Here is a 15,931-nt window from a genome sequence, read left to right on the forward strand (position 1 = left end):
CACCACTCCATGTACAAGATTTTCTTCAGGCTGGTCTTCCGCCGGATGGATCCGGAGCGCGCCCACTACCTGGCGTTCCGCTGGATCCGGCTCGCCGCCCGTATCCCCGTCCTGCGTACGTTCGTCGCCGCCGCCCTGGCACCGCGCCACCGCGCACTGCGCACCGAGGCGTTCGGACTGCGGATGCACGGCCCCTTCGGGCTCGCCGCGGGCTTCGACAAGAACGCCGTGGCCATCGACGGCATGACGATGCTCGGCTTCGACCACATCGAGATCGGTACGGTCACCGGCGAGCCGCAGCCCGGCAACCCGAAGACACGGCTCTTCCGGCTCGTCGCCGACCGCGCGCTGATCAACCGGATGGGCTTCAACAACGAGGGCTCCGCCGCCGTCGCCGCCCGGCTGGCGGCGCGCAGGCCGGTCTTCAGGACCACCGTCGGCGTCAACATCGGCAAGACCAAGGTCGTCCCCGAGAGTGAGGCGATCGGCGACTACGTGCTCTCGACGGAGCGGCTGGCCGGACACGCCGACTATCTCGTGGTCAACGTCAGCTCGCCCAATACCCCCGGGCTCCGCAGCCTCCAGGCCGTCGACCAGCTGCGGCCGCTGCTCACCGCCGTACGCGAGGCCGCCGACCGTACTGTCACGCACCGCCGGGTGCCGCTCCTGGTCAAGATCGCGCCCGATCTCGCCGACGAGGACATCGACGCCGTCGCCGACCTGGCCGTGGAACTGGGCCTCGACGGCATCATCGCCACCAACACGACCATCGCGCGCGAGGGGCTCGGCCTGGTCTCGGACCCGGCCCTGGTCGCGGAGACGGGCGGACTGTCCGGCGCGCCGCTGAAGGCACGCTCGCTTGAGGTGCTGCGCCGGCTGTACGCGCGCGTGGGCGACCGGATCACGCTGGTCGGGGTCGGCGGCATCGAGAACGCCGAGGACGCCTGGCAGCGCATCCTCGCGGGCGCCACGCTCGTCCAGGGCTACAGCGCCTTCATCTACGAGGGCCCGTTCTGGAGCCGCGCGATCCACAAGGGGCTCGCCGCCCGGCTGGCCGTCAGCCCGTACGCCACGCTCGCCGAGGCCGTCGGCGCCGACACCCGGAAGGTGACCGCATGACCCCCACCACTTCCGCCCCGACCCCGGAAGAGCCCTTCGGGGCGCGGCTGCGGCGCGCCATGGACGCCCGCGGACCGCTCTGCGTCGGCATCGACCCGCACGGCTCGCTGCTCACGGACTGGGGCCTGGGCGACGACCTCGTCGGCCTGGAGCGCTTCGCCCGTACGACGGTGGAGGCCCTGGCGGACCGGGTGGCCGTACTCAAACCGCAGTCGGCGTTCTTCGAGCGCTTCGGGTCGCGCGGGATCGCCGTCCTGGAGAAGACCGTCGCGGAGGCGCGCGCGGCCGGGGCGCTGGTCCTGATGGACGCCAAGCGCGGCGACATCGGCTCGACCATGGGCGCGTACGCGGCGACCTATCTGGACAAGGACTCGCCGCTCTTCTCGGACGCGGTCACGGTCTCCCCGTATCTCGGCTTCGGATCGCTGCGTCCCGCGCTGGACGCGGCGGCGCTCTCCGGCTCGGGTGTCTTCGTACTCGCCCTGACGTCCAACCCCGAGGGCGCGGAGGTGCAGCGCGCCACCGCCGCCGACGGCCGGCCGGTCGCGCAGCTGATGCTGGACCACATGGCCGCGGAGAACGCGGGCGCGACCCCGCTCGGCTCCGTCGGCGCGGTCGTCGGCGCCACCCTGGGGGACGCGGGGGTCGATCTCGCGATCAACGGGCCGCTCCTCGCGCCCGGCATCGGCGCGCAGGGCGCGACCCCGGCGGATCTGCCCGGCGTGTTCGGCGCGGCGGTCGGCAATGTGGTTCCGAGCGTCAGCCGGGGCGTATTGCGGCACGGTCCGGACCTCGGCGCGCTGAGGGAGGCGGCGGACCGTTTCGCCGATGAGGTGAGGGCGGCTATCGGGGGCGCGTAGGGCGTGCGCCGGGGGCGTGTCGGGAGGCTTGAGGAGGTGACCCTGAACACCAGGGGAACATCGCTGGGACGCGGATGGGACGCCGCTGGGACGCCGATGAAGAGGTTCTTGGCCGAAAAGCTGGGCAATATGCCTGAAATGTACGGCCCGATCGACGTTGACCAGGACTTTTCGTCTGTTCTCGCTGACTCCGGCGGCCATGGCCGCTAGTCTCCGTCGAGAGCCAACGTGCAGTGCGTTGCCCGTTGCTCGCCTGGTGTGGGGCGATTAGGTTCCTCACCGGTCCGTATCCGACAGTTCGACATCCGAGGTGACGTAGGCGTGGCTCTTCCGCCCCTTACCCCTGAACAGCGCGCAGCCGCGCTCGAAAAGGCCGCCGCGGCTCGCCGGGAGCGGGCCGAGGTCAAGAATCGACTCAAGCACTCCGGCGCCTCCCTCCATGACGTCATCAAGCAGGGTCAGGAGAACGACGTCATCGGGAAGATGAAGGTCTCCGCACTGCTTGAGTCCCTGCCCGGCGTGGGCAAGGTCCGCGCCAAGCAGATCATGGAGCGGCTCGGGATCTCCGAGAGCCGCCGAGTGCGTGGTCTTGGCTCCAACCAGATCGCCTCCCTGGAGCGCGAGTTCGGCGGCAAGGCCGCCTGACGTTCCCGGGCACCCCCGGGAACCTGGATAATCGCTGCATGGCAGCAGAGGTACGACCGCGGCTGACCGTGCTCTCCGGCCCCTCCGGGGTCGGCAAGAGCACGGTCGTCGCCCATATGCGCAAGGTCCACCCCGAGGTATGGCTCTCGGTGTCGGCCACCACCAGAAAGCCGCGCCCCGGCGAGCGCCATGGCGTCCAGTATTTCTTCGTCACCGACGATGAATTCGACAAGCTGGTCGCCAATGGTGAGTTGCTGGAATGGGCGGAGTTCGCGGGCAACCGCTACGGCACACCGCGCCAGGCGGTCCTCGACCGGCTGGGCGCCGGCGAGCCCGTACTGCTGGAGATCGATCTCCAGGGCGCGCGGCAGGTCAAGGAGTCGATGCCCGACTCCCGGCTGATCTTCCTGGCGCCCCCGAGCTGGGACGAGCTGGTACGCCGGCTCACCGGCCGGGGCACGGAATCGCCCGAGGTGATCGAGCGCCGTCTGGCGGCCGCCAAGGTGGAGCTGGCCGCCGAGTCGGAGTTCGATACGACGCTGGTCAACACCTCGGTCGAGGACGTCGCGCGCGAGCTGCTAGCCTTGATGGCAGTTGCATGATCTTTTGTGGGCTTTCCTTCCATCGTGAATCCCGCAATTACCGGTTTCTCCCTGAATTTTCTTCGGAAGGCTAGAGAGTGTCCTCTTCCATCACCACGCCCGAGGGCATCATCAACCCGCCGATCGATGAGCTGCTTGAGGCCACGGACTCGAAGTACAGCCTCGTGATCTACGCGGCCAAGCGCGCGCGCCAGATCAACGCGTACTACTCGCAGCTCGGTGAGGGCCTGCTGGAGTACGTCGGTCCGCTGGTGGACACCCACGTCCACGAGAAGCCGCTCTCGATCGCCCTGCGTGAGATCAACGCGGGTCTGCTGACCTCCGAGGCCATCGACGGCCCCGCCCAGTAGGCGTACGCGCTCTTCGGCACAGGTTCTCAGCACAAGCTCTTCAGCACAGGCCCGGCGGTACGACCGCCGGGCCTGTGGTGTGTCATGTCCGTAGGGCCGGAGACGGACGAGAGAGCCGGGGACGGACGAGAGAGGGGAGACACGGTGGACAAGCCGAAGGTCGTTCTGGGGGTCGCGGGCGGGATCGCCGCGTACAAGGCGTGCGAGCTGCTGCGACGGCTGACCGAATCGGGCCATGACGTACGGGTCGTACCGACCGACTCGGCGCTGCACTTCGTCGGGGCGGCCACCTGGTCGGCCCTCTCCGGCCACCCCGTCTCCACCGAGGTCTGGAGCGATGTCCACGAGGTGCCGCATGTGCGGATCGGGCAGTCCGCCGATCTGGTCGTCGTCGCCCCGGCCACCGCCGATCTGCTCGCCAAGGCGGCGCACGGACTCGCCGACGATCTGCTGACCAATACGCTCCTGACCGCGCGCTGTCCGGTCGTCTTCGCGCCGGCCATGCACACGGAGATGTGGGAGCACCCCGCCACGCAGGAGAACGTCGCGACACTCCGCCGGCGCGGCGCCATCGTCATCGAGCCCGCCGTCGGCCGCCTCACCGGAGTCGACACGGGCAAGGGGCGGCTGCCGGACCCGGGAGAGATCTTCGAGCTCTGCCGGCGCGTACTGGCGCGCGGCGTGTCCGTACCCGACTCCGTGCCCGACCTGGCGGGACACCATGTCGTGATCAGCGCGGGCGGTACGCGCGAGCCGCTCGACCCGGTGCGGTATCTGGGGAACCGCTCCTCCGGGAAGCAGGGGTACGCCCTGGCCCGTACGGCGGCGGCGCGGGGCGCGCGGGTCACCCTGATCGAGGCCAATACCGGGTTCGCGGACCCCGCGGGCGTGGAGGTGGTCCATGTCGGGACGGCCGTACAGCTGCGTGAGGCGGTACTGAAGGCGGCCGCGGAGGCCGACGCCGTGGTCATGGCGGCGGCCGTGGCCGACTTCCGGCCCGCGTCCTACGCCGAGGGCAAGATCAAGAAGAAGGACGGCGAGGAGCCCGCGCCGGTGGCGCTCGTCCGTAATCCGGACATCCTCGCCGAGATCTCGGCCGAGCGGGCCCGCCCCGGACAGGTGATCGTGGGCTTCGCGGCGGAGACGGACGACGTGCTGGCCAATGGCAGGAAGAAGCTCCGGCGCAAGGGGTGCGACCTGCTGGTGGTCAATGAGGTCGGGGAGCGGAAGACCTTCGGCGCCGAGGAGAACGAGGCGGTCGTTCTCGCGGCGGACGGCGGCGAGACGGCGGTGCCGTACGGGCTGAAGGAGGCGCTGGCGGATGTCGTCTGGGACCTGGTGGCGCCGAGGCTGGGGACCTGAGGGCTGGGGGCGAGGTTCTGGGGGCGGGGGGCCCGGCCGTGGCCGTGAGCCCGCGAGCTGAACGTGAACCGTGGTGCGCGTGAATTCTTTGTTGCACCGCCGCCGTCCCGTTTCCGGGGAATCGCAGCGGTGGAGAGCAGAAAACCGAAGAATCCCGGCGTAGCACCCCCTGGCCAGGGTCGATCGGCGTATCGCATAATGCAGAGCCGCGGGCGGCGGGACTCCCACAGATCGAGACACTTGCCCCCGTGGCCCGATACGACCGATAAAGTGGTCGTGGACCGTCGCGGGGCTGCAGCCCTCCGCCGGTCCGCCAATGATCAGCCAGCAGCCGCTGCAACCACAGGGAGCGATGTGTCCCGCCGTCTGTTCACCTCGGAGTCAGTGACCGAAGGTCACCCCGACAAGATCGCTGACCAGATCAGCGACACCATCCTTGACGCGCTCCTGCAGGAGGACCCGTCCTCCCGGGTCGCCGTGGAGACCTTGATCACCACCGGTCTGGTGCACGTGGCCGGCGAGGTGACCACCAAGGCCTACGCGCCGATCGCCCAGCTGGTGCGGAACAAGATCCTGGAGATCGGTTACGACTCCTCGAAGAAGGGCTTCGACGGCGCCTCCTGTGGCGTCTCGGTGTCCATCGGCGCGCAGTCGCCCGACATCGCGCAGGGCGTCGACACGGCGTACGAGAAGCGCGTCGAGGGCGACGAGGACGAGCTGGACAAGCAGGGCGCCGGCGACCAGGGCCTGATGTTCGGCTACGCCTGCGACGAGACGCCCGAGCTGATGCCGCTCCCGATCCACCTCGCGCACCGGCTCTCGCGCCGTCTCTCCGAGGTCCGCAAGAACGGGACCATCCCGTACCTGCGCCCGGACGGCAAGACGCAGGTCACCATCGAGTACGACGGCGACAAGGCCGTCCGTCTCGACACGGTCGTCGTCTCCTCGCAGCACGCCTCGGACATCGACCTGGACTCGCTGCTCGCCCCGGACGTACGCGAGTTCGTCGTCGAGCACGTCCTCAAGGAGCTCGTCGACGACGGCATCAAGCTGGACACCGAGGGCTACCGTCTGCTGGTCAACCCGACGGGCCGGTTCGAGATCGGCGGTCCGATGGGTGACGCGGGCCTGACCGGCCGCAAGATCATCATCGACACGTACGGCGGCATGGCCCGCCACGGCGGCGGTGCCTTCTCCGGGAAGGACCCGTCCAAGGTCGACCGCTCGGCGGCGTACGCGATGCGCTGGGTCGCGAAGAACGTCGTCGCGGCGGGCCTGGCTGCGCGCTGCGAGGTCCAGGTCGCCTACGCGATCGGCAAGGCCGAGCCGGTCGGCCTCTTCGTGGAGACCTTCGGCACGGCCACGGTCGACACGGAAAAGATCGAGCAGGCCATCGCGCAGGTCTTCGACCTCCGCCCGGCCGCGATCATCCGCGACCTCGACCTGCTCCGCCCGATCTACGCCCAGACGGCGGCGTACGGCCACTTCGGCCGCGAGCTGCCCGAATTCACCTGGGAGCGCACGGACCGCGTGGACGCCCTGCGCAAGGCCGCGGGGGTCTGACCCTTCAGGCTTGACGTCGAGGCCCCGGACCGCATGACGGTCCGGGGCTTTCGCGTGTGCCCGGTCCACCTCGGACGGCTCGAAGGGCGGGGGTGTCGGTGCTGTCTGGTAGGTATGAAGCTGTGAGCAGCGACGACAAGCAGGCCGAGGGTTCCGCCGAGGGTGGTGGGCCTGAGCAGCTTGCGCTGATTCGGGAGAGTGTGCGGAAGGCCAAGGTGCCGCGGGCGAAGCCGCGGACGTGGCGGGGGGCCGCGCTGGCCGGGGAGCTGCCTGTCGCGCGGGTGGTGGTGAACAAGGGCGTGCTGCATCTTGATCAGTTCTTCGACTATGCCGTGCCGGAGGAGCTGGACGAGGCGGCGCAGCCCGGGGTGCGGGTGCGGGTGCGGTTCGGGGCCGGGGCGCATCAGGTGCGGGGCGGGCGGCGTGAGGGCGGGCGGCTGATCGACGGGTTCGTGGTCGAGCGGCGGGCCGAGTCGGACTACTCCGGGCCGCTCGCCGCGCTCGCCGATGTGGTGTCGCCCGAGCCCGTGCTCAGTGCGGAGCTGCTGGGGCTGGCCCGTGCCGTCGCCGACCGGTACGCGGGCAGCCTGGCGGATGTGCTCCAGCTCGCCATCCCGCCGCGGAACGCGCGGGCCGAGTCGAAGGCCTCTCCGGAGCCGCTGCCACCGCCCGCCGCGCCGGAGGCCGGGACCTGGGATCGGTACGTCAACGGGCCCGCGTTCCTCGCCGCGCTCGCCGGGGGCGGGGCGCCTCGGGCCGTGTGGACCGCCCTGCCGGGACCGCACTGGGCCGACGAGCTGGCGCGCGCCGTGGTGGCGACGCTGGCCTCGGGGCGGGGCGCGCTCGTTGTCGTACCGGACGGGCGGGTCGCCGCGCGGGTCGATACGGCGCTGACGGCTCTGCTGGGAGAAGGGCGGCATGCGCTCCTCACGGCCGAGGCGGGGCCCGAGAAGCGTTACCGGGAGTGGCTCGCCGTACGGCGCGGAGCGGTACGAGCGGTCGTCGGGACCCGCGCGGCCATGTTCGCGCCGGTGCGGGATCTGGGGCTCGTGGTCATCTGGGACGACGGCGACGGCAGCCACAGCGAACAGCACGCACCCCAGCCGCACGCCCGCGAGGTACTGCTGCTGCGGGCCGCGCACGACAAGTGCGGCTTCCTGCTGGGCGGTACGTCCTGCACCGTCGAGGCGGCCCAACTGGTCGGCACCGGCTGGGCGTTGCCCCTCGCGGCCGGCCGCGAGCAGGTGCGTACGGCCGCGCCGCTCGTGCGCACCATCGGCGACGGCGAGCTGGCGCGGGACGAGGCGGCGCGCGCCGCGCGGCTGCCCAGCCTCGCCTGGCAGGCCGTCAGGGAAGGACTGAAGACCGGGCCGGTGCTGGTGCAGGTGCCCCGGCGCGGCTATGTGCCCCGGCTCGCGTGCGAACGGTGCCGTACGCCCGCCCGCTGCCGGCACTGCGCGGGGCCGCTGGAGGCGCCGCGGGAGCGGGAGTTGCACTGCGGCTGGTGCGGCCGGGACGAACCGGCGTGGCACTGCGTGGAGTGCGGAAACACCCGGCTGCGCGCGCAGATCGTGGGGGCGCGGCGTACGGCTGAGGAGCTGGGGCGGGCGTTCCCGGCCGTCCCCGTCCGTACGTCGGGACGCGACCACGTGCTCGATTCCGTCCCCGGCCGTCCCGCCCTCGTGGTCAGCACCCCCGGCGCCGAGCCGGTGGCGGAGGGCGGTTACGCGGCGGCGCTGCTCCTCGACGGCTGGGCGATGCTCGGACGGCCCGATCTGCGGGCGGGGGAGGAGGCGCTGCGCCGCTGGATACAGGCGGGGTCGCTGGTACGCGGACAGAGCGAGGGCGGCACGGTGGTCGTGGTCGCCGAGCCGACGCTACGGCCCGTGCAGGCGCTGGTGCGGTGGGATCCGGTGGGGCACGCGCAGCGCGAGCTGGCGGAACGGGCCGAGCTGGGGTTTCCGCCGGTGTCGCGGATGGCGGCGGTGCTGGGGCGGGGGGAGGTGGTGGCCGCGTTTCTGGCGGCGGCGGCTGCGGAGCTGCCGGCCGACGCGGAGGTGCTGGGACCTGTGCCGATGCCGGTCACGGATCCGGGCAGGCCGCGTCGGGCGGGGGATGCGCCGGCGGGGGAGCGGTGGGAGAGGGCGTTGGTGCGGGTGCCGCCGGGGAGTGGGGCGGCGCTTGCCGGGGCGTTGAAGGGGGCGCAGGCGGCTAGGTTGGCGCGGGGTGGGGGGGATCCGGTGCGGGTGCGGATTGATCCGCCGGATATTGGGTGAGGTTGCGGTGCGTCTTCCGGCGGGGGCGTGGGTGCGGGGTGCGGTGCGCCTCCGGCGGGGTGCGTTGTGGTGCGGGGCGCGGTGGGTGGTGCCGGGTGCCGGGGCCTCCGGAGGTCCGTGTCCGGACTGCTTTCCTCACCGCGCTTCGCGCGAGCTGCGACGCTTTACGTCCGGACACGCACCTGGTGGGGGGTGGGTGCGGGCCCGGGTGGGTTCCGGGTACTCGTCGCCCCGGTGGCGGTTGGGGCGGGTGCGGGACGGCATTGTTGGTTTGCCGTCCCGGTGAGCCCGTGATCAGCCGCCCCTTGGGCCCGGGAAGACGTTCGGGCGGGGGTCCTCGCGGAGGGATTGGGTGCTTGCCGTCGGCTGCGGTGGCATCGATCGGGCCGCGGGGACCGCGGCCGGTACCGCGGGGCGGGGCGTTGTGCTGTCCGCCTCGGGGGTGCTCGGCTGCTGGGTGGTGCGGCGCGTGCCGTAACGGCGGTGCACCGCCTGCTTGGTGACGCCGAGCGCCGAACCCACCGCGTCCCAGGAGAAGCCCAGCGAGCGGTCGAAGTCCACCGCGGCGGTCACCAGGGTCTCTACGCTGTCCCTCAGCTCCTGCGCGAGCCGTACGGTCGGCGCGGGTGCCCTGCCGTACACCACGAAGCCCGTGGAAGGACCCGATCGTCGCGGGCGGTAGACATTGCCCAACTGGGCGGTGAGGGTGCGCAATGCGTCCACCTGCCGCCGGACCCGCTCGATGTCCCGCACCAACAGGTGCAGACTTGCTCGGGCTTGTGCGTCGTGGGTTGCGTGGTCGGCCATGAACAAGCCTCTCGAACCGGCGTTGAAAAGGATCCGGGCCGCACAGGTGCGGCCCGTGTGGTCAATCTCTCTTGACAACGCGCCACCTGTCGTTGTGGTCACGCTGCGGGGGGCGTATGCGCGTATGCGCGGGGCGCGTGGGCCGTCGTACGCCCCCTGGCGCCTAGACTGGTGCGCCGCTCGATCACCGCACTTTCAGCCCGAGAGGCAGTCAGCCACCGATGAAGCTCGTCTTCGCCGGCACCCCCGAGGTCGCCGTACCCGCCCTGGACGCACTCATCGCCTCCGAACGGCATGAGGTCGTCGCCGTCGTGACCCGGCCCGACGCCCCGGCCGGGCGCGGTCGCAGGCTTGTCGCCAGTCCCGTCGCCGAGCGCGCGGAGGAGGCCGGCATCGAGGTGCTCAAGCCGGCGAGGCCGCGCGACGAGGACTTCCTGGCGCGGCTGCGTGAGATCGGGCCGGACTGCTGTCCGGTCGTCGCGTATGGTGCGCTGCTGCCGAAGACCGCCCTCGAAGTGCCGGTCCACGGCTGGGTGAATCTGCACTTCTCGCTGCTGCCCGCCTGGCGCGGTGCCGCGCCTGTGCAGCACTCCGTCATGGCGGGTGACGAGATGACCGGCGCGTCCACCTTCCAGATCGAGGAGGGGCTGGACTCCGGGCCGGTGTACGGCGTGATCACGGAGCATGTACGGCCCACCGACACCAGTGGTGATTTGCTGACCCGGCTGGCCTTCGCGGGCTCCGGGCTGCTCGCGGCGACCATGGACGGGATCGAGGACGGCTCGCTCAAGCCCGTACCGCAGCCCGCCGAGGGCATCACGCTCGCGCCCAAGATCACGGTCGAGGACGCGCGGGTGGAGTGGTCCGCGCCCGCGCTGCGCGTGGACCGGGTCGTGCGCGCCTGCACCCCGGCGCCCGGCGCCTGGACGGTCTTCCGCGGGGAGCGGCTCAAGCTGATCCACGTGGGGCTGGAGCCCGGGCGTACGGAGCTGGCGCCCGGGGTGCTCGCCGTCGGCAAGAACCATGTGTACGTGGGCACCGGATCGCACGACGCCGAGCTGCTCTGGGTCCAGCCGCAGGGCAAGAAGCCGATGCGCGCCGCCGACTGGGCGCGCGGGGTGCGGATCGCCCCGGGCGAGCGGCTCGGGCAGGAGCATTAGTCTGGGAGGGATCAATTCTTCTCACCGCGGAGCACCTTTGAACGAGCAGGCCCCTCGCCGCCCCTCCAAGCCCTACCGCCGCCCCAAGAAGGACCCCGTGCGGCTCCTCGCCTTCGAGGCGCTCAGGGCCGTCGACGAGCGGGCCGCGTACGCGAATCTCGTCCTGCCGCCGCTGCTCAAGAAGGCGCGTGAGAACAGCGGATTCGAGGCGCGGGACGCGGCGCTGGCCACCGAGCTGGTGTACGGGACGCTCCGGCGCCAGGGCACGTACGACGCGATCATCTCGGCGTGCATCGACCGGCCGCTGCGTGAGGTCGACCCGCCCGTCCTGGATGTGCTCGCCCTCGGGGCGCACCAGCTGCTCGGGACGCGGATCCCGACGCACGCCGCCGTCTCCGCGAGTGTGGAGCTGGCCCGGGTGGTGCTCGGCGACGGCCGCGCCAAGTTCGTCAACGCCGTACTGCGCAAGATCTCCCGGGACGATCTGGACACCTGGCTGCAGCGGGTCGCTCCGCCGTACGACGAGGACGCCGAGGACCATCTCGCGGTCGTCCACTCGCATCCCCGCTGGGTGGTCTCCGCGCTCTGGGACGCGCTGGGCGGTGGCCGCGCAGGGATCGAGGATCTCCTGGAGGCCGACAACGAACGGCCCGAGGTGACGCTGGTGGCCCGGCCCGGCCGCTCGACCGCCGAGGAACTGCTCGATGTGCTCGGCGAGGACTCCGGACTGCCCGGCCGCTGGTCGCCGTATGCCGTACGGCTCACCGAGGGCGGTGAACCGGGCGCGCTCGACGCCGTACGGGAGGGGCGGGCCGGCGTTCAGGACGAGGGCAGTCAGCTGGTCGCGATCGCCCTGGCCGACGCACCGCTGGAGGGGGCCGACGCGCGCTGGCTGGACGGGTGTGCCGGTCCCGGCGGCAAGGCGGCGCTGCTGGCCGCGCTGGCCGCCGGGCGCGGCGCCTCGCTGCTGGCCGCCGAGAAGCAGCCGCACCGCGCCAGGCTCGTCGCCCGCGCGCTCGCCGGGAACCCCGGCCCCTATCAGGTGCTCGCCGCCGACGGCACGCGGCCGCCCTGGGTCCCCGGCTCCTTCGACCGGGTCCTGGTCGATGTGCCGTGCACGGGCCTCGGTGCCCTGCGGCGCAGGCCGGAGGCGCGCTGGCGGCGCCGTCCGGAGGACTTGGAGGGCTTCGCGCCGCTCCAGCGCGGACTGCTGCGCGAGGCGTTCCACGCGGTACGGGTCGGCGGCGTCGTCGGGTACGCGACCTGCTCCCCGCACCCCGCCGAGACCAAGGCGGTCGTCGAGGACGTCCTCAGGGGGCGCGGCGGCCCGGCGGTGGAGGCCGAGTGGGTCGACGCCAGGCCGCTCATGCCGGGCGTGCCGGCGCTGGGGGACGGTCCGGATGTTCAGCTGTGGCCGCATCTGCACGGGACGGACGCCATGTACCTGGCGCTGCTGCGGCGTACCGGCTGACGCTGGTGCGGGGCGGCCGACCGGGCCGCTGTCGGCGGGGCAGGACGTGCGGATTGCGTGGACTGTGCCGTTCTCGCACCGCGTCGCGAGTCGTTGGTCCGTACCGAGGTTCGCCGTGCGGTCCGGAAGTGGTCCGGAACATGGCAGGCTTGGCACATGGCCCAGATCAACCCCAGCATCCTGTCCGCCGACTTCTCCCGACTCGCCGATGAGGCGAAGGCGGTGGAAGGCGCCGACTGGCTTCATGTCGATGTCATGGACAACCACTTCGTGCCCAATCTGACCCTGGGCGTGCCGGTGGTCGAAGCGCTCGGACGGGCGACGGACACCCCGCTGGACTGCCATCTGATGATCGAGGAGCCCGACCGCTGGGCTCCGCAGTACGTCGAGGCCGGCGCCGGTTCGGTGACCTTCCATGTGGAGGCCGCCGCCGCACCCGTACGGCTGGCGCGCGAGATCCGCGCCAAGGGCGCCAGGGCGTCCATGGCGCTCAAGCCAGCGACGGCCATCGAGCCGTACGAGGATCTGCTCCCCGAGCTGGACATGCTGCTGATCATGACGGTGGAGCCGGGCTTCGGCGGCCAGGCGTTCCTGGACATCATGCTGCCCAAGATCCGCCGTACCCGTGAGCTGATCTCCAAGCACGGTCTTGAACTGTGGCTCCAGGTCGACGGCGGGGTCTCGGCCACCACCATCGAACGCTGCGCCGAGGCGGGCGCCGATGTCTTCGTCGCGGGCTCCGCGGTGTACGGGGCGGATGATCCGGCCGCGGCGGTACGGATGCTCCGGGAGCAGGCGGCCGAGGCCACCGCCGCCGCCTCTTGGACATGCGGTCACTGACCCGTGCCGAGCGGGCCGGAATCCGGTGGACCAGTGCGCCACGGGAAAATGAACGGCGCCCTTTGGGGCTGATCAAGGATCGCTGGATCTGACAGGATGAACAGCGAGTCCAGAGTGTGAACAGCAGTGAGGAGATCGCGGTGTCTGGTATGTCGGCGGGTCGGCCAGCCCTGCGGATGGGACCCGCGGAACTGGTGCAGGCGGCGGCCATGGCCCGCCGCTTCTACCTGGAGGGCAAGTCCAAGATCCAGATCGCCGAGGAGTTCGGCGTCAGCCGCTTCAAGGTGGCCCGGGTCCTGGAGACCGCGCTGGAGCGCGACCTCGTCAGGATCGAGATCCGCGTCCCGTCCGAGCTGGACGCCGAGCGCTCCGACGCGCTGCGCGCCCGCTACGGACTGCGGCACGCGGTGGTGGTCGAGTCGCCCACGGAGGCCGAGGACGAGTCGCCCGACCCGGAGAACCTCGGCGAGGTCGCCGCCGATCTGCTCGGCGAGCTGGTCGTCGAGGGCGATGTGCTGGGCCTGGCCTGGGGCCGGTCCACCATCCACATGGCCGCCGCGCTCGACCGGCTGCCGCCGTGCACGGTCGTCCAGCTGACGGGCGTGTACGACGCGGGCACCGCCGAGCGCGGCTCGGTCGAGGCCGTACGGCGGGCCGCCCAGGTGTCCGGGGGAGAGGCGCACCCCATCTACGCGCCGATGCTGCTTCCCGACCCGGCGACGGCGGCCGCGCTGCGCAGTCAGACCGGTATCGCGCGCGCCTTCGAGTACTTCGACAAGGTGACCGTCGCCGCCGTCTCCATCGGCTCCTGGGAGCCGGGTATCTCGACGGTGCACGACATGATCACCGAGGAGGAGCGGACCCACTACGCCTCGCTCGGTGTCGCCGCGGAGATGTCCGCGCATCTCTTCGACGCGGAGGGCCGGCGGGTCGGCCGCGATCTGGGCGAGCGCTGCATCACGGTCGAGGCCGACCGGCTGCGCCGGATCCCGGAAGTCGTGGCGATCGCGGGCGGGCTGCGCAAGGCGGAGGCGATCGGGGCCGTCCTCCGTTCCGGGCTGGTCACCAGCCTGGTCACGGACACGGCCGCGGCGGACTTCCTGCTGACGGAGTTCACTCCGGGGCCGCGGCCCGCGCTGGAGCGCGTCGACCCGGACGAGACCTGACCCGAACCGACCTCTCCTGGACGGTGTCCGGTGCCGGGGAATTTTGGATCATCGTATGAGGGCACCCCTTCTGAGCTGGACGTTCCTCCCCGGCCGGGTAGCCGGTCCGGCATGGGAGAATCAAGTACGTGCGTTTTCCCCGGCTCCACCGACCGGGGCCAACTCCGATCGACTGGGATGTTCTGCACGTGCGTTTCCTCAATGACCTGCAGCCGCCGTATGACCTGACGTACGACGACGTGTTCATGGTGCCGAGCCGTTCGGCCGTGGGTTCCCGCCTGGCGGTGGATCTCTCCGCCCCGGACGGCACCGGCACCACCATCCCCCTCGTCGTGGCGAACATGACCGCGATCGCGGGCCGCCGGATGGCCGAGACCGTCGCCCGGCGCGGCGGTCTCGTCGTCATCCCGCAGGACATCCCCATCGAGGTCGTCACCGACGTCATCTCATGGGTCAAGACGCGCCATCTCGTACTCGACACCCCGATCGTGCTCGCACCCCTCCAGACCGTGGGCGACGCCCTGTCCCTGCTGCCCAAGCGGGCGCACGGCGCGGGCGTCGTGGTCGACGGCGAGGGGCGGCCCGTCGGTGTCGTCACCGAGCACGATCTGACCGGTGTCGACCGCTTCACCCAGCTGTCCGAGGTGATGTCGAAGGACCTGCTGCTGATCTCGGCGGACATGGACCCGCGCGAGGCGTTCAACACCCTCGACAACGCCAACCGCAAGATCGCCCCCGCCATCGACGCGGACGGCAGGCTGGCCGGTGTCCTCACCCGCAAGGGCGCTCTGCGCGCGACCCTCTACACGCCCGCGACCGACGCCGAAGGCAAGCTGCGGATCGCCGCCGCCGTCGGGGTCAACGGCAATGTCGCGGGCAAGGCCCGGCAGCTGCTCGACGCGGGCGTCGACACGCTGGTCGTCGATACGGCGCACGGCCACCAGGAGTCGATGCTCGCCGCGATCAGGGCCGTCCGCGCGCTCGACCCGAAGGTGCCGGTCGTCGCGGGCAATATCGTCGCCGCCGAGGGCGTACGGGATCTGATCGAGGCCGGCGCGGACATCATCAAGGTCGGTGTCGGGCCCGGCGCCATGTGCACCACCCGCATGATGACGGGTGTGGGCCGGCCCCAGTTCTCCGCCGTCATGGAGTGCGCGGCCGAGGCCAAGAAGTTCGGCAAGCACGTCTGGGCCGACGGCGGGGTCAGGCATCCGCGCGATGTCGCCATGGCGCTCGCCGCCGGCGCCTCGAACGTCATGATCGGCTCCTGGTTCGCCGGGACGTACGAGTCCCCGGGCGACCTTCAGCAGGCCGCCGACGGACGGCTCTACAAGGAGTCCTTCGGCATGGCCTCCGCCCGCGCCGTACGCAACCGTACGAGCGAGGAGTCGGCGTACGACCGGGCGCGCAAGGCGCTGTTCGAGGAGGGCATCTCCACCTCGCGGATGTTCCTCGACCCGTCCCGCCCCGGTGTGGAGGACCTGATCGACTCGATCATCGCGGGCGTGCGCTCCTCGTGCACCTACGCCGGTGCCGACTCGCTGGAGGAGTTCGCGCGGAAGGCGATCGTCGGCGTGCAGAGTGCCGCCGGATACGCCGAGGGCAAGCCGCTGCACGCCAGTTGGAGTTAGGTCGCGTCCGGCTCCGGTCGGCTCGTAGCGGCTCATCGTCCGGCCGTCGCTGTGTGCGGCGGCCGGACGCCGCTTTTCC

The 15,931-nt window shown here is 71.5% G+C and carries 14 protein-coding genes; 13 read left to right on the plus strand and 1 reads right to left on the minus strand.

The features are described 5' to 3' along the window. Positions 1–9: 9 nt before the first annotated feature. The 8 genes from IF11_RS0133200 to IF11_RS0133240 all read left to right on the plus strand — a co-directional run bounded on the left by IF11_RS0133200 (position 10) and on the right by IF11_RS0133240 (position 8,777). On the plus strand, positions 10–1,119 hold the full coding sequence (locus IF11_RS0133200) for a quinone-dependent dihydroorotate dehydrogenase (RefSeq protein WP_030355509.1): 1,110 nt from the start codon (positions 10–12) through the stop codon (positions 1,117–1,119). Next, positions 1,116–1,979 (plus strand): orotidine-5'-phosphate decarboxylase, encoded by an 864-nt coding sequence (gene pyrF / locus IF11_RS0133205; RefSeq protein WP_030355510.1) that lies wholly within the window; start codon positions 1,116–1,118, stop codon positions 1,977–1,979. The genes IF11_RS0133200 and pyrF overlap by 4 nt, the downstream gene beginning before the upstream one ends. Positions 1,980–2,300: 321 nt before the next feature. Next, positions 2,301–2,624: an integration host factor gene (locus IF11_RS0133215; protein ID WP_030355512.1), complete on the plus strand. Its 324-nt coding sequence runs from the start codon at positions 2,301–2,303 to the stop codon at positions 2,622–2,624. A gap of 38 nt (positions 2,625–2,662) precedes the next feature. Continuing rightward, the gene (gene gmk / locus IF11_RS0133220) at positions 2,663–3,226 is read left to right on the plus strand and encodes a guanylate kinase (protein ID WP_030355513.1); all 564 of its coding nucleotides are present in this window, start codon (positions 2,663–2,665) and stop codon (positions 3,224–3,226) included. 77 nt (positions 3,227–3,303) lie between these two features. Continuing rightward, the gene (gene rpoZ / locus IF11_RS0133225; RefSeq protein ID WP_030355514.1) at positions 3,304–3,576 is read left to right on the plus strand and encodes a DNA-directed RNA polymerase subunit omega; all 273 of its coding nucleotides are present in this window, start codon (positions 3,304–3,306) and stop codon (positions 3,574–3,576) included. Between the two features lie 144 nt (positions 3,577–3,720). Next, positions 3,721–4,938, plus strand: coding sequence for a bifunctional phosphopantothenoylcysteine decarboxylase/phosphopantothenate--cysteine ligase CoaBC (coaBC, locus tag IF11_RS0133230; protein ID WP_030355515.1), 1,218 nt, complete (start codon positions 3,721–3,723; stop codon positions 4,936–4,938). 354 nt (positions 4,939–5,292) lie between these two features. Continuing rightward, entirely contained in the window at positions 5,293–6,501 is a 1,209-nt protein-coding gene (metK, locus tag IF11_RS0133235) for a methionine adenosyltransferase (protein WP_030355516.1), read from the plus strand. Between the two features lie 122 nt (positions 6,502–6,623). After that, positions 6,624–8,777: a primosomal protein N' gene (locus tag IF11_RS0133240; RefSeq protein WP_030355517.1), complete on the plus strand. Its 2,154-nt coding sequence runs from the start codon at positions 6,624–6,626 to the stop codon at positions 8,775–8,777. Positions 8,778–9,071: 294 nt separating this feature from the next. On the opposite strand, the gene IF11_RS0133245 is transcribed toward IF11_RS0133240, so the two are convergent. After that, positions 9,072–9,584 (minus strand): hypothetical protein, encoded by a 513-nt coding sequence (locus IF11_RS0133245; RefSeq protein WP_030355518.1) that lies wholly within the window; start codon positions 9,582–9,584, stop codon positions 9,072–9,074. 221 nt (positions 9,585–9,805) lie between these two features. Here IF11_RS0133245 and fmt point away from each other — a divergent pair, with 221 nt between their 5' ends. From fmt to IF11_RS0133270, 5 genes are all read left to right on the plus strand, one after another. Beyond that, positions 9,806–10,744, plus strand: coding sequence for a methionyl-tRNA formyltransferase (gene fmt, locus IF11_RS0133250; RefSeq protein ID WP_030355519.1), 939 nt, complete (start codon positions 9,806–9,808; stop codon positions 10,742–10,744). A gap of 37 nt (positions 10,745–10,781) precedes the next feature. Then, positions 10,782–12,215, plus strand: a complete 1,434-nt coding sequence (locus IF11_RS0133255) for an RsmB/NOP family class I SAM-dependent RNA methyltransferase (RefSeq protein WP_030355520.1) — start codon at positions 10,782–10,784, stop codon at positions 12,213–12,215. Between the two features lie 156 nt (positions 12,216–12,371). Beyond that, positions 12,372–13,055: a ribulose-phosphate 3-epimerase gene (gene rpe / locus IF11_RS0133260; protein WP_030355521.1), complete on the plus strand. Its 684-nt coding sequence runs from the start codon at positions 12,372–12,374 to the stop codon at positions 13,053–13,055. A 116-nt stretch (positions 13,056–13,171) separates the two neighbouring features. Further along, on the plus strand, positions 13,172–14,221 hold the full coding sequence (locus tag IF11_RS0133265; RefSeq protein WP_206300635.1) for a sugar-binding transcriptional regulator: 1,050 nt from the start codon (positions 13,172–13,174) through the stop codon (positions 14,219–14,221). A 182-nt stretch (positions 14,222–14,403) separates the two neighbouring features. Next, entirely contained in the window at positions 14,404–15,852 is a 1,449-nt protein-coding gene (locus IF11_RS0133270) for a GuaB1 family IMP dehydrogenase-related protein (protein ID WP_037729211.1), read from the plus strand. The last annotated feature ends 79 nt before the right edge of the window (positions 15,853–15,931 follow it).

It is taken from the genome of Streptomyces scopuliridis RB72, from assembly GCF_000718095.1.
GTDB classification, from domain to species: domain Bacteria; phylum Actinomycetota; class Actinomycetes; order Streptomycetales; family Streptomycetaceae; genus Streptomyces; species Streptomyces scopuliridis.